At 56.7% G+C, this 13,191-nt stretch carries 10 protein-coding genes; 5 read left to right on the plus strand and 5 right to left on the minus strand.

Features of this window, described 5'->3' with window-relative positions; all coding sequences use genetic code 11:
* Window positions 1-39: 39 nt before the first annotated feature.
* From PGQ95_RS13390 to zapB, 4 genes are all read right to left on the minus strand, one after another.
* On the minus strand, window positions 40-1,344 hold the full coding sequence (locus tag PGQ95_RS13390; RefSeq protein ID WP_430918377.1) for an SLC13 family permease: 1,305 nt from the start codon (window positions 1,342-1,344) through the stop codon (window positions 40-42).
* Window positions 1,345-1,408: 64 nt separating this feature from the next.
* Window positions 1,409-2,173 carry a CDP-diacylglycerol diphosphatase gene (locus tag PGQ95_RS13395; protein ID WP_087858922.1) on the minus strand — a complete coding sequence of 255 codons (765 nt, stop codon included), beginning with the start codon at window positions 2,171-2,173 and terminating at the stop codon, window positions 1,409-1,411.
* Window positions 2,174-2,342: 169 nt separating this feature from the next.
* A complete protein-coding gene (locus PGQ95_RS13400; protein WP_015369134.1) occupies window positions 2,343-3,332 on the minus strand; it encodes a sulfate ABC transporter substrate-binding protein in 990 nt (329 codons plus the stop codon).
* Window positions 3,333-3,484: 152 nt separating this feature from the next.
* On the minus strand, window positions 3,485-3,730 hold the full coding sequence (gene zapB / locus PGQ95_RS13405; RefSeq protein WP_020077673.1) for a septal ring assembly protein ZapB: 246 nt from the start codon (window positions 3,728-3,730) through the stop codon (window positions 3,485-3,487).
* A 438-nt stretch (window positions 3,731-4,168) separates the two neighbouring features.
* Between zapB and PGQ95_RS13410 the strand changes: the two genes are divergently transcribed.
* Both PGQ95_RS13410 and glpK read left to right on the plus strand, forming a co-directional pair.
* A complete protein-coding gene (locus tag PGQ95_RS13410) occupies window positions 4,169-5,017 on the plus strand; it encodes an MIP/aquaporin family protein (protein WP_015369132.1) in 849 nt (282 codons plus the stop codon).
* A 21-nt stretch (window positions 5,018-5,038) separates the two neighbouring features.
* Window positions 5,039-6,547, plus strand: coding sequence for a glycerol kinase GlpK (gene glpK, locus PGQ95_RS13415; RefSeq protein ID WP_047040291.1), 1,509 nt, complete (start codon window positions 5,039-5,041; stop codon window positions 6,545-6,547).
* Between the two features lie 107 nt (window positions 6,548-6,654).
* Here glpK and gltS read toward each other — a convergent pair whose 3' ends face one another.
* Window positions 6,655-7,857 (minus strand): sodium/glutamate symporter, encoded by a 1,203-nt coding sequence (gltS, locus tag PGQ95_RS13420; protein WP_015703819.1) that lies wholly within the window; start codon window positions 7,855-7,857, stop codon window positions 6,655-6,657.
* 287 nt (window positions 7,858-8,144) lie between these two features.
* On the opposite strand from gltS, the gene PGQ95_RS13425 reads away from it, so the two are divergent.
* From PGQ95_RS13425 to PGQ95_RS13435, 3 genes are all read left to right on the plus strand, one after another.
* Window positions 8,145-9,536 carry a nucleobase:cation symporter-2 family protein gene (locus PGQ95_RS13425; RefSeq protein ID WP_015369129.1) on the plus strand — a complete coding sequence of 464 codons (1,392 nt, stop codon included), beginning with the start codon at window positions 8,145-8,147 and terminating at the stop codon, window positions 9,534-9,536.
* A 161-nt stretch (window positions 9,537-9,697) separates the two neighbouring features.
* Window positions 9,698-11,395 carry an AsmA family protein gene (locus PGQ95_RS13430; RefSeq protein WP_430918379.1) on the plus strand — a complete coding sequence of 566 codons (1,698 nt, stop codon included), beginning with the start codon at window positions 9,698-9,700 and terminating at the stop codon, window positions 11,393-11,395.
* Between the two features lie 228 nt (window positions 11,396-11,623).
* Window positions 11,624-13,183, plus strand: coding sequence for a PTS transporter subunit EIIC (locus PGQ95_RS13435; RefSeq protein ID WP_045390562.1), 1,560 nt, complete (start codon window positions 11,624-11,626; stop codon window positions 13,181-13,183).
* The last annotated feature ends 8 nt before the right edge of the window (window positions 13,184-13,191 follow it).

Below are 13,191 nucleotides of genomic sequence, written 5' to 3' on the forward strand. Positions count from 1 at the left end.
CCCGGCTTAGCGCAGCGCGAGCCGGGTTTTATATTATCGCTACAATTTCCCCAATAGCTGATACCACGCGTAATCCAACGGCAGCAAAATCAAATAGCTCACCGCCGCCAGCGCCAGACATAGCAACATCCCCGCTCTCGCCGGGACTTTACCTAATCCCATCGCCACCACGATCGGCGACGCCTGGTACGGCAGCAGCGGCGTGGAATAACCCAGCACCTGAATCATAATCACGCTCAGCAGCGGAAAGCCGGTCGCGTCGGCAAAGCTCTGCGCAAAAGTCGTATACAGCGCCGGGACGCCGTTAGCGGTCATAATAAAGTTCAGCGCGCTGGTAATTCCGGTCAGCGCCAGGAAGCTGGTGAACGGATTATCTTTATCCAGCGGCATCACCTGCAGCAGCGCGTTACCCACCGCGCCGCCAATCCCGGTTTGGGTCACGGTAATCGCCAGTCCCAAAATGCCGGCAACATAAATGCAGGTGCGCATATTCACCCCGCTGGCGAACTCCTCGCCGCTGATAAATCCCACTCGTGGCAGCAGCGTGACCACCGCTGCCGCCAGGCCGGTCCACGCCGGGCCGACGCCGTGCCAGCTCTCTGTCACCCATAACGTCAGTACCACCACCAGCAGCCACGCCAGACGCTTTTCATCGCGGCTCATTGGCGCCAGCGACGCCAGCTCGCGCGGCGGATGCGGCTTGCCGGGAAACAGCCAGCAGATCAACGCCACCAGCACCGCCCCTTTCAGCCAGCCAAGCACCGGCGTATGCAGCAGTAAATAGGGAACGTAATTCAGATGGATCCTGTAAGAGCCTTCCGCCGCCCCGCTCATCACCAGATTCGGCACGTTAGCGGGCAAAATGGTCGCAGAAAGCTGGAAGGTGCCAAAGCCCACCGCCAGCGCCAGGCCGTACCAGCCGCGCGTGCCGTCGGCGATCCCCGCGCGCCGGGCCATCGCCGCCACGATCGGCATCAACAGCGCGATGCGCCCCATGTTTGACGGCATCACGAACGCCAACGCATAACTCAGTAATACGACGCTGCCGACCATCCGCGGCCAGGAGTCGGTGAGCCGCGCCGATAGCGCCTGCGCCGCTCTATCCGCCAGTCCGGTCTTACGGATGGCGATCCCCAACACAAAGCCGCTGAACACTAGCCAGAACGCCGAGGAAGCAAAACCGCCGAAGATCACCTCCGGCGGAGCGATTTTGGTCATCATCGCCGCCGCGAAGAACAGCAGCGCGGTGATAAATTCCGGTAACAGCGAAGTCGCCCAGAGCACAATGGTGATGCCGACGATCAGCGAAGGGAGGAACAGCGGGTGGGTTAGCCAGAGCGACATGCCTGTCTCCTGTCGTTTTTTTCAGCAAGAATACGACGACAGGAAAGACAGGTAAACGCCAGAACTAGTGGTTTGCGTTAAGAATTGCGCAGCTATGATCCTGAATTTCTTCCGCCGAAGCACGGTTGAAAGTCAGCAGGTTACGTTCTGTCGCCAACAGCACCAGCGAGCCGTCGCTTTGACGCGCCATCGCTAACGCATAACGCCCCATATGTTCGCGCGCTTCCGGTACCTCTTCCGCCAGCATCAGGAACGGGCTGCGCTGAGCCAGCTCGGTTTCCGTTACCCGACGCGCCAGATATTGATGGCCCTGCAGACCGCCCGGCAAGGGTAGCCAGCGGCTGCTAATTGTCGCCGCATCATTATCTAACTGCGCGCGGACATCGGGACGCAGGCAGGAGATATGAATATGGAAGTGGTTTTGCGTGCGCCCGCTGCGCGAGTTAATCGCCAGCGATACCGCGTTATCATCAATTGGCGCGCCGCGGCGCTGGCTCATAATTTCGCGCCCCTGCCACGCCTGCCAGAAGAAATTCGGCGTCAGCGGATCCAACAGCAGCGGACTTTCGGTACCGTTAATACGGTAGGTCGGCATCAGCAGATATTGCAGCGGGCCGTTGCGATCTTTAAACAACACGTAGCCGCCTTTCAGGTTCACTTCCGCGCACGGCGACGGATTTTGATGTTGCTGCTGATTGGGTACGCACTGCTGCAGGACAATATGACGTAACGCGTTCGGGTTGCCGGAATGCAGCCAATAGTAGCCGCCAGCCAGCGCCGCCAGAATAACCACCAGCAGCGCCCATAAAAGGTATCTTACTCTTCTCATTATTGTTCCCTGTTAAGCCTGAACCGGAAGAGTAACGTAATTTGATGACTAAATAAAAACAGATGGCGGGCGGGGAGTTACCCCGGGTGGCGGCTGTCGCCTTACCCGGGATACCAAATGGCGCAGAACTGTATCCCTGCTAAGCGTAGCGCCAGCAGGGACAAGAGGATTAACGCTGGCTAATCTGGTCGAAGGTACCACCGTTGGAGAAGTGCTCCTTCTGCGCTTTCGTCCAGCCGCCGAACTCCTGATCGATGGTAAACAGCTTCAATTTCGGGAACTCGTTGGCATATTTCTTCGCCACATCAGGATCGCGCGGACGATAGAAGTTCTTCGCCGCAATCTCCTGGCCTTCCGGCGAGTAGAGATACTTCAGGTACGCTTCCGCCACCTGACGAGTGCCTTTCTTATCCACCACTTTATCGACGACGGAAACCGTCGGCTCGGCCAGAATAGACTCGCTCGGCGTCACGATTTCAAACTTGTCCTTGCCCAGCTCTTTCGTCGCCAGCAGCGCTTCGTTCTCCCAGGCAATCAGCACGTCGCCGATCCCGCGTTCGACGAAGGTGTTGGTAGAACCGCGCGCGCCGGAATCCAGCACTTCCACGTTTTTATACAGCGCCTTCACGAACTCCTGCGCTTTAGCTTGATCGCCGTGATTCTGATGCAGGGCGTAGCCCCATGCCGCCAGGTAGTTCCAGCGGGCGCCGCCGGAGCTTTTCGGGTTCGGGGTGATGACCGACACGCCAGGTTTAATCAGGTCGTTCCAGTCATGGATCTGTTTTGGGTTGCCCTTACGGACGAGGAACACGATGGTTGAGGTATACGGCGCGGAGTTATCCGGCAGGCGCTTCAGCCAGTTTTTATCGATACGGCCACGTTCAGCAATGGCGTCTACGTCGTAGGCCAGCGCCAGAGTGACGACATCCGCTTCAATCCCGTTGATAACTGACGTCGCCTGTTTGCCGGAGCCGCCGTGCGACTGACGAATCACCACGTTATCGCCGGTTTCCTGCTTCCAGTGCGCGCTAAACGCTTTATTGTACTGTTCGTACAGCTCGCGCGTCGGATCGTACGATACGTTTAACAGCTGATAATCTTTTGCCAGCACGCTGGCGGATGCCAGCAACAGAGTTAACCCTACGCCCCACTTATTCATCGCACCGCTCTCTTTATGTCGTGTTGTGATGAACTAAGCGTGCCAGAAAGCGAATCAATGATTAAAGAATAAAAAAAGATTGGCTATAACCTGGAGATATAAAGCGGGGGATAGAGAAAACCCCTTCCCGGGCGGGAAGGGGCGGGAAGCGATTAGACTTCTTCCATGCGGCCCAGCAGCGCCTGCAGACGATCCTGCCAGCCTTGCTGTTGTTCTCTCAGCTGGCTATTTTCACGCTCCAGCTCTTCACGGCCGTGCTGCGCGCTCTGCACTTCCTGCGCCAGCGTGGTGTTCTTTTCTTTCAGCTCTTCGATTTCCATCTGCAACAGAGTGATGGTATCAATCGCCTGCTGAACTTTAGATTCTAATTTCTCAAACACTTCTAATGACATCGTCATACCTCTCCTGATCTTGCAAGGCGTTGATAGAAACTCGTGTTTCGTATACGCGGTCCCGCCTTAACGAATTAGCGCACAATAGCGGTGTTGTCGTCGATTGTATGAATCCCCGCCTCACCTGTCCAGCGACAACCCGCGCAGATTGCGGTTTGCAACACTTTTCAGTCTTTACCTGGTGCGTTCGCGGCAATTGCCCCGAACTTCTCTGGCGATTGTTAATCAATGAGATAACAAAATACGCAGAAAAAGGTGGGTAAATGTGCCGCAACACGCGTTTATGGCGCGAAAACGCTCATTTTCTTGACGAGGGACACAAATTTAAATTTCGATATTTCTCGTTTATGCTCGTTAACGATAAATTAACACTATGCCTACAAGGCACCGTGGTCGTCCACGACCAACATACTTACAATAATCACTTCGCTTCAGGATCCGATTATGAGCCAGACATCAACATTAAAAGGCCAGTGCATCGCAGAGTTTCTCGGTACCGGGTTGTTGATCTTTTTCGGCGTTGGGTGCGTAGCTGCGCTCAAAGTCGCAGGAGCCAGCTTCGGTCAGTGGGAAATCAGCATCATCTGGGGTCTGGGGGTGGCTATGGCTATCTACCTGACCGCGGGCGTATCCGGTGCGCACCTTAATCCGGCGGTCACCATCGCCTTATGGTTATTCGCCTGCTTTGATGGGCGCAAAGTTGTTCCTTTTATTATTTCGCAATTCGCTGGCGCCTTTTGCGCTGCGGCATTAGTTTACGGGCTTTATTACAATCTTTTCTTCGATTTCGAACACACCCACAATATGGTACGCGGCAGCGTGGAAAGCCTTGAGCTCGCCGGTATCTTCTCGACCTACCCTAACCCGCATATCAATTTTGTGCAGGCCTTCGCGGTAGAAATGGTGATTACCGCTATCCTGATGGGCGTGATTTTAGCGCTGACCGACGACGGCAACGGCGTGCCGCGCGGCCCGCTGGCGCCGCTGCTGATTGGCCTGCTGATTGCCGTTATCGGCGCCTCCATGGGCCCGCTGACCGGCTTCGCGATGAACCCGGCGCGTGATATCGGACCGAAAGCCTTCGCCTGGCTGGCAGGCTGGGGCAACGTCGCCTTCACCGGCGGCAAAGATATTCCTTATTTCCTGGTACCGCTGTGCGCACCGGTGGTCGGCGCGGCGCTGGGCGCATTCAGCTACCGCAAATTCATTGGCCGCCATCTGCCTTGCGACACCTGCGTCGAGGAAGAAAAAGAATCCGCTTCTTCCGCGTCGCAACAAAAAGCTTCGCTGTAATCTGACTACGGGACACCAATTATGACCGAGAAAAAATATATCGTTGCGCTCGACCAGGGCACTACCAGCTCCCGCGCCGTCGTGATGGATCACGACGCCAATATCGTCAGCGTGTCACAGCGTGAATTCGAACAAATTTATCCGAAGCCAGGCTGGGTTGAGCACGACCCGATGGAGATTTGGGCCTCGCAGAGCTCTACGCTGGTCGAAGTGTTGGCAAAAGCCGATATCAACTCCGACGAAATTGCCGCCATCGGCATCACCAACCAGCGTGAAACCGCCATCGTATGGGAGCGTGAGACCGGCAAGCCTATTTACAACGCTATCGTCTGGCAGTGCCGCCGCACCGCGGATATTTGCGAGCAGCTCAAGCGCGACGGCATGGAAGAGTACATCCGCAAAGCCACCGGCCTGGTGGTGGACCCGTACTTCTCCGGTACCAAAGTGAAGTGGATCCTTGACCATGTCGAAGGCGCCCGCGAGCGCGCCAAGCGCGGCGAGCTGCTGTTCGGTACCGTTGATACCTGGCTTATCTGGAAAATGACCCAGGGGCGCGTGCACGTCACCGACTACACCAACGCCTCGCGTACCATGTTGTTCAACATCCATGAACTGGACTGGGACGACAAAATGCTCGACGCGCTGGATATCCCGCGCGCCATGCTACCGGAAGTACGTAAGTCTTCTGAAGTGTACGGCCAGACCAACATCGGCGGTAAAGGCGGTACCCGTATTCCTATCTCCGGCATCGCCGGCGACCAGCAGGCGGCGCTGTTTGGCCAGCTGTGTGTGAAAGAAGGGATGGCGAAAAACACCTACGGTACCGGCTGCTTCATGTTGATGAACACCGGTGAAAAGGCGGTGACCTCAACCCACGGCCTGCTGACCACCATCGCCTGCGGCCCGACCGGCGAAGTGAACTACGCGCTGGAAGGCGCGGTGTTTATGGCCGGAGCGTCGATTCAGTGGCTGCGTGATGAAATGAAACTCATCAACGATGCCTTCGATTCTGAATACTTCGCCACTAAGGTGAAAGACACCAACGGCGTGTATGTGGTGCCGGCCTTTACCGGTCTTGGCGCGCCGTACTGGGATCCGTATGCGCGCGGCGCGATTTTCGGCCTGACCCGCGGGGTGAACGCCAACCATATTATCCGCGCCACGCTGGAATCTATCGCCTATCAGACGCGTGACGTTCTGGAAGCGATGCAGGCCGACTCCGGTATCCGTCTGCACGCCCTGCGCGTGGACGGCGGCGCGGTCGCCAACAACTTCCTGATGCAGTTCCAGTCCGATATTCTCGGCACCCGCGTGGAACGCCCGGAAGTGCGTGAAGTCACGGCGCTAGGCGCCGCCTATCTGGCAGGTCTGGCGGTCGGCTTCTGGCAAAACCTCGACGAGCTGCAGGAGAAAGCGGTGATTGAACGTGAGTTCCGCCCGGGTATTGAAACCACCGAGCGTAATTTCCGCTACAGCGGCTGGAAGAAAGCGGTGAAACGCGCGTTAGCGTGGGAAGAGCACGACGAGTAAACCTCGGTATCGCGCCGGATGACGATGCCAGGGCGTTGCCCGTAGGCCTGATAAGCGCAGCGCCATCAGGCAAAAAAATGCCGGAGATTAACTCCGGCATTTTTGTATCAGCCAAATATCGGCAACAGCAGGTACAGCTTAATCACCAGCGCGTTGACGATGTCGATAAAGAACGCCCCCACCATCGGCACCACCAGGAAAGCCATATGCGATGGGCCAAAACGGTCGGTAATCGCCTGCATATTGGCAATCGCCGTCGGCGTCGCGCCAAGCCCGAACCCGCAATGACCGGCTGCCAGCACGGCGGCATCATAGTTCTTGCCCATCATCCGGTAAGTCACAAACACCGCATACAGCGCCATCGCCACCGCCTGTACCGCCAGAATAATAATCATCGGCAGCGCCAGCGACGCCAGTTCCCACAGCTTGAGGCTCATCAGCGCCATCGCGAGGAACAGCGACAGACTGACGTTGCCGAGTACCGATACCGCGCGATCAAACACGCGATACAGCCCTGCCAGCGCCAGGCCGTTGCTGAGGATCACGCCGATAAACAGCACGCAGACGAAGGTCGGCAATTCAAACACGGTGCCTGCCAGCAGTTGCGCAACCACCTTACCTACGGTCAGGCAGATAGCGATTAACGCAATGCTTTCAATCAGCACCAGCGAGGTGATCATGCGGCCCATATCCGGCTTCTCAAACGCCGTCGGCGCCAGTTGGTCGTCCGGCGTACCGTCCGGCGAGGAAGAGTGCTTCACCAGATAACGCGCCACCGGCCCGCCGATTAGGCCGCCGAGCACCAGGCCGAAGGTTGCGCAAGCCATGGCGACCTCGGTGGCATTCGCAAAACCGTAGCGCTCAACGAACAATTTACTCCACGCCGCCCCGGTGCCGTGACCGCCGGAAAGTGTGATAGAACCGGCCAGCAGACCCATCAGCGGATCCAGCCCCAGCAGCTTCGCCATGCCGATACCGAGAGCGTTCTGCAGCAGCAGCAGGCCCACCACCACAATCAGGAAAGTGCCAAGCACTTTGCCGCCCGCCCGCAGGCTGGCAAGGTTAGCGTTAAGGCCGATAGTGGCGAAGAATGCCAGCATCAGCGGGTCCTTCAGGCTCATATCGAAATCAATTTCGATATCCATGCTTTTTTTCAAAACCAGCAGCGCCAGCGCCACCAGCAGGCCGCCGGCGACGGGTTCAGGAATGGTATATTTTTTGAGGAATGGGACGTTCTGAACGAGCTTTCGCCCTAAAAGCAACACCATGGTTGCGGCAACGAGCGTCGATAAGGTATCGAGATGCAACATAAAAAAGAGCTCCTTATGGGCGCATGATTCATTCACACGCGACGGTATTCCCGGTGTCGATTACTTCTCATCTTGAGGAGTTGGAGAGCGATTTTAAGCAGAAGCGCGCAAAAAATGACAGAAAAAGATATTTTGTATTAGCGTTGATGCGATCAAGCATACAAAATGTTAATTAATTTGTTACATCTATTCAGTGAGGATATTTTTTGCGCCAAATCGTGGCAAACGTTTGCTTTTGGTCTACAGTCCGATAAAATTCCCGCTTTGCCACCTTGGGATTGTTTGTGATGTCCGTTACGACCGCAGAGTCAGAAAATGCGCAACCGGTTGCGCATAAACCAGCCAGCGAATTAATCTATCGCCTCGAAGACCGTCCGCCGCTTCCGCAAACGCTGTTTGCCGCATTCCAGCACCTGCTGGCGATGTTTGTCGCGGTCATCACCCCGGCGCTGCTCATCTGTCAGGCGCTCGGCCTCCCGGCCGAAGATACGCAACACATCATCAGCATGTCGCTGTTCGCCTCCGGCGTGGCATCCATTATCCAGATTAAAGCCTGGGGACCAGTTGGCTCCGGCCTGCTCTCCATCCAGGGCACCAGCTTCAACTTCGTCGCCCCGTTGATTATGGGCGGCACCGCGCTGAAAACCGGCGGCGCCGACGTGCCGACGATGATGGCCGCGCTGTTCGGCACCCTGATGCTGGCGAGCTGCACCGAAATGGTCCTCTCGCGGGTTCTGCATCTGGCGCGCCGCATTATTACGCCGCTGGTCTCCGGCGTGGTGGTGATGATTATCGGCCTGTCGCTGATTCAGGTTGGCCTGACTTCTATCGGCGGCGGCTATGCGGCGATGGCCGACCATACCTTCGGCGCGCCGAAAAACCTGCTGTTGGCGGGCATCGTGCTGGCGCTGATTATTATCCTCAACCGCCAGCGCAACCCGTACCTGCGCATCGCCTCGCTGGTGATCGCGATGGCTGCCGGTTATCTGGCGGCGTGGTTCCTCGATATGCTGCCGGCTAACACCGCGCCCACCAACAGCAGCCTGATCACTATCCCTACGCCGCTCTATTACGGCCTGGGCATCGACTGGAGCCTGCTGCTGCCGCTGATGCTGGTCTTTATGATTACCTCGCTGGAAACGATCGGCGATATCACCGCCACCTCCGACGTTTCTGAGCAACCGGTCTCCGGCCCGCTGTATATGAAACGTCTGAAAGGCGGCGTACTGGCGAACGGCCTGAACTCATTTGTTTCCGCAGTTTTCAATACCTTCCCGAACTCCTGCTTCGGCCAGAACAACGGCGTGATCCAGCTGACCGGCGTCGCCAGCCGCTATGTGGGCTTTGTGGTGGCGCTGATGCTGATTGTGCTCGGCCTGTTCCCGGCGGTAAGCGGCTTTGTGCAGCATATTCCTGAGCCGGTACTTGGCGGCGCGACGCTGGTGATGTTCGGCACCATTGCCGCATCCGGCGTGCGCATCGTCTCCCGCGAGCCGCTGAATCGCCGCGCCATTCTGATTATCGCCCTCTCTCTGGCGGTGGGTCTCGGCGTATCGCAGCAGCCGCTGATCCTGCAGTTCGCGCCGGACTGGCTGAAAAACCTGCTCTCTTCCGGTATTGCCGCTGGCGGTATCACGGCGATTGTTCTGAATTTAATCTTCCCGCCTGAGAAGAACTAAAGCATTGAAGTTGCGCTCCCCGGTATCGCCACGGCGACCAGGGAGCGCGCCGGCTGTAACATCTCTTCACCTCACTTCATCTCATTTCACTATTCCCGCCTTGAGGATTGCGCATAAATCGTGCATAACACGGTGATGTGTACTTATCAGGATGGAAGATCATGAAATTTCTTGGAAAGCTGGTTCTCTGGCTGCTGATCGCCCTGCTGGTCGTTATCGTCGCCGCTTACTTTGCGCTGCAGACCCGCTGGGGGGCGCGCCAGGCGAGCAGTTGGTTAAGCGAAAGCACCGGCTGGAAAATCGCCTTCGATAAGATGGCGCATGACTTCTCTTCTCCGCTACATCTGCAGTTGCAAAATGTCACCTTTGGCCGCGACGGCAAGCCGCCGACGCTGGTTGCCAGAACGGTGGATATCGGTTTTAGTACCCGCCAGTTCAGCGACCCGCTGCACGCTGATGAAATCGTCCTCAGCGACGGCACGCTGAATCTCTCTCCGGCTTCCGCGGCAATGCCATTTGCCGCCGACCGCCTGCAGCTACGCGATATGGCCTTTAACAGCCCGGACAGCGAGTGGAACCTGAGCGCCCAGCGGGTGACCGGCGGCGTGATGCCGTGGCAGCCGGAAGCGGGCGATGTGCTGGGCAGGAAAGCGCAAATTCAGATGAGCGCGGGCTCGATGAATCTTAACGGCGTCGAAGCCAGCAACGTCCTGATCCAGGGTGCGATTGATAACGGCGAGGTGACCCTGAGCACCCTTGGCGCCGATATCGCGCGCGGCACGCTGACCGGCAACGCCAAACGCCGCGCTGACGGTAGCTGGCTGGTTGATAACCTGCGCCTGAATGAAATTCGTCTGCAGAGCGCCAAACCGCTGAATGAGTTCCTTGCGCCGCTCACCTCGGTGCCGTCGCTGCAGATTGGCCGGCTGGATGTGACCGATGCTCGTTTGCAGGGGCCAGGCTGGGCGGTGACCGACCTCGACCTCAACTTGCGCAATCTGACCTTGAGCCATAACGGCTGGCAGAGCGACGACGGGACGCTATCGATGAACGCCAGCGAGTTTATCTACGGTTCGTTGAACTTCCTCGATCCCATCGTTAATGCCGAATTCTCGCCGCAGGGCATTGCGCTGCGCCAGTTCAGCTCCCGCTGGGAGGGCGGCATGGTGCGTACCTCCGGCAACTGGCTGCGCGCCGGTAATGCGCTGGTGCTCGACGATGCCGTCTTCGCCGGGCTGGAATATACGCTGCCGTCCAACTGGAAACAGCTGTGGATGGAGCCAATGCCGGGCTGGCTGCAAAGCCTGACGCTGAAGAAGTTCAGCGCCAGCCGAAATCTGATTATCGATATCGACCCAGCCTTCCCATGGCAGATCACCGCGCTGGACGGTTACGGCGGCGAATTACAGCTGGTGAAAGATGGCCAGTGGGGCGTGTGGAACGGCAGCGCCACCCTCAATGCCGCCGCCGCGACCTTCAACCGCATCGACGTGCGCCGCCCGTCGCTGAAGCTGAGCGCGAACGCTTCTACGGTCAACATCAGCGAGCTGAGCGCCTTTACCGAGCGCGGTATTCTGCAGGCGACCGCCGCGGTGTCACAATTGCCGCAGCGCCAGGTCAATCTGAGCTTGAACGGCCGCGGCGTGCCGCTGAATATTCTGCAGGCCTGGGGCTGGCCTGCGCTGCCGATTAGCGGCGACGGCAATTTCCAGCTAACCGCGAACGGTAGCGTGCAGGCCAATGCGCCGCTGAAACCGAGCGTCAACGGCCAGCTCAGCGCCACCAATATGGACAAGCAGCAGGCGGCGCAGGTGATGCGCAACGGCGAGGTTAGCAACGCGCCCGCCGCGCCGCAGTAAAGTCCCCCTCTCCCTGCCCTCTCCCCGCAAAACTCAGCTCTGACCGCTCCCTCTCCCTAAAAGGGAGAGGGTTGGGGTGCGGGTCCTGAAACCTGTGCGCAATTAGCGGCTATTTGTACCTATTTCCCGCAACAGGTTCCTTTCAAATATCAGAATTGCTATAACCAAAATACTGGAAGTTGATAAAAATAATGATCCCCTGTACCTACAAAAATAAAAGGAACAACCATGTCTGTAATACGTCAACGTATTCTGGAGAATATGCAAAAATTCTCCAGAGCCATGATCGGCGCAGTATTGTTCTTGCCGGTCATTGGATTAATTCTGGCTCTCAGTTCCGTCTTAACTAATCCGACTCTTATTGCTGAAACCAGTTTCCTTCATCAATTAGGGCAACTGCTTGGCGATACCTTCTGGCCATTATTCGGCAACCTTGGATTATTGTTTTGCGTGGGAATAAGTTACGGCCTGGCAAAAGATAAAAAAACAGAAGTCGCGCTTGTCTCGGTGATGTGTTTTATCATGTTTCTCGGCGCCAACCATTCATGGCTGGAACATACTCATGCGGTGGCGGAAAAAATTAACGGCGAATATTACGGTACCGGGCAAACGCAGCTATTAGGCTTTGTGGTCGTCGATATGGGAGTATTCCTCGGAATCATTCTTGGCTGCACCATTGCCTGGGTACATAATAAAGTCTCCAATATTGAGCTGCCCGGCGCGCTATCGATGTACGGCGGGGCGAAGCTGACGCTGGTCGCCATGACGCCGGTCATTATCTGCTACGCCATTGCTTTTACCTGGATTTGGCCGTTTATGACCCACGGCATTAGCGCCCTGACCGGGTTTATGAAGAATGCCGGCGTTGCGGGAGTGTTTGTCTACGGCTTCTTTGAAAAATTCCTTATTCCCACCGGCTTACACCATTTCGTGTGGTCGCCTTTCCAGCTCACACAAATCGGCGGCACGCTGAATGTCGATGGCCAGGTCGTCTCCGGCACCCAGGCGATTTTCCTCGCCTATATGCGCCATCCCGATCTGACGCCGGTGATGAACGACGCATTACGTTTCTCGCAACAGGGGATGACCACCATCTTTGGCCTGGCGGGCGCATCGCTGGCGTTTTATCACACCGCGAAGCCGGAGAAGAAAGCGATGGCGAAGGCGATTCTACTGCCGGCGATTATCACCTCGATGCTGACCGGCATCACCGAACCCATTGAGTTCACCTTCTTATTTGTCTCGCCGCTGCTATGGGTGATCCATGCGACGTTAACCGCTGCTTCACAGGCAATTTGCGACATCTTCACCGTGCGGCCGTGGGGCGCCTCCGGCCTGATTGAGTTTCTGATCTACAACCTACCGCTGCCGGTGTCGTTAACCCGCTGGCCGGGGTACGTGCTGATCGGTATTGGTCAATTTATCGTTTATTACGCGATATTCCGCACGCTGGTCGTGAAGTTAAATCTGAAAACGCCGGGCCGCGAGGATGACGATAACGTCAAGTTATACAGTAAGGCGGACTACCGTAAAAAAGTCAGCGGCCCGCAGTCGATGACGGATGAAATTATTAATGGCTTAGGCGGTAAAGCCAATATTATCTCCGTTGATAACTGTTTCACACGCCTGCGGGTGGCCGTCCATAATATGGCATTAGTTGATGATGAAATATTAAAAAGCACTGGCGCAAATGGCGTAGTACGCAATCGTAATGAAGTTCAGGTTATTTATGGCGTCAAAGTCGGGCAAGTCCGTTCCCGGGTTGATAGCTGGCTAGCAGAAAATTAATTGGGAGT

Origin of the sequence: Klebsiella sp. 141240, assembly GCF_050600805.1 — a bacterium.
Lineage (GTDB): Bacteria > Pseudomonadota > Gammaproteobacteria > Enterobacterales > Enterobacteriaceae > Klebsiella > Klebsiella aerogenes.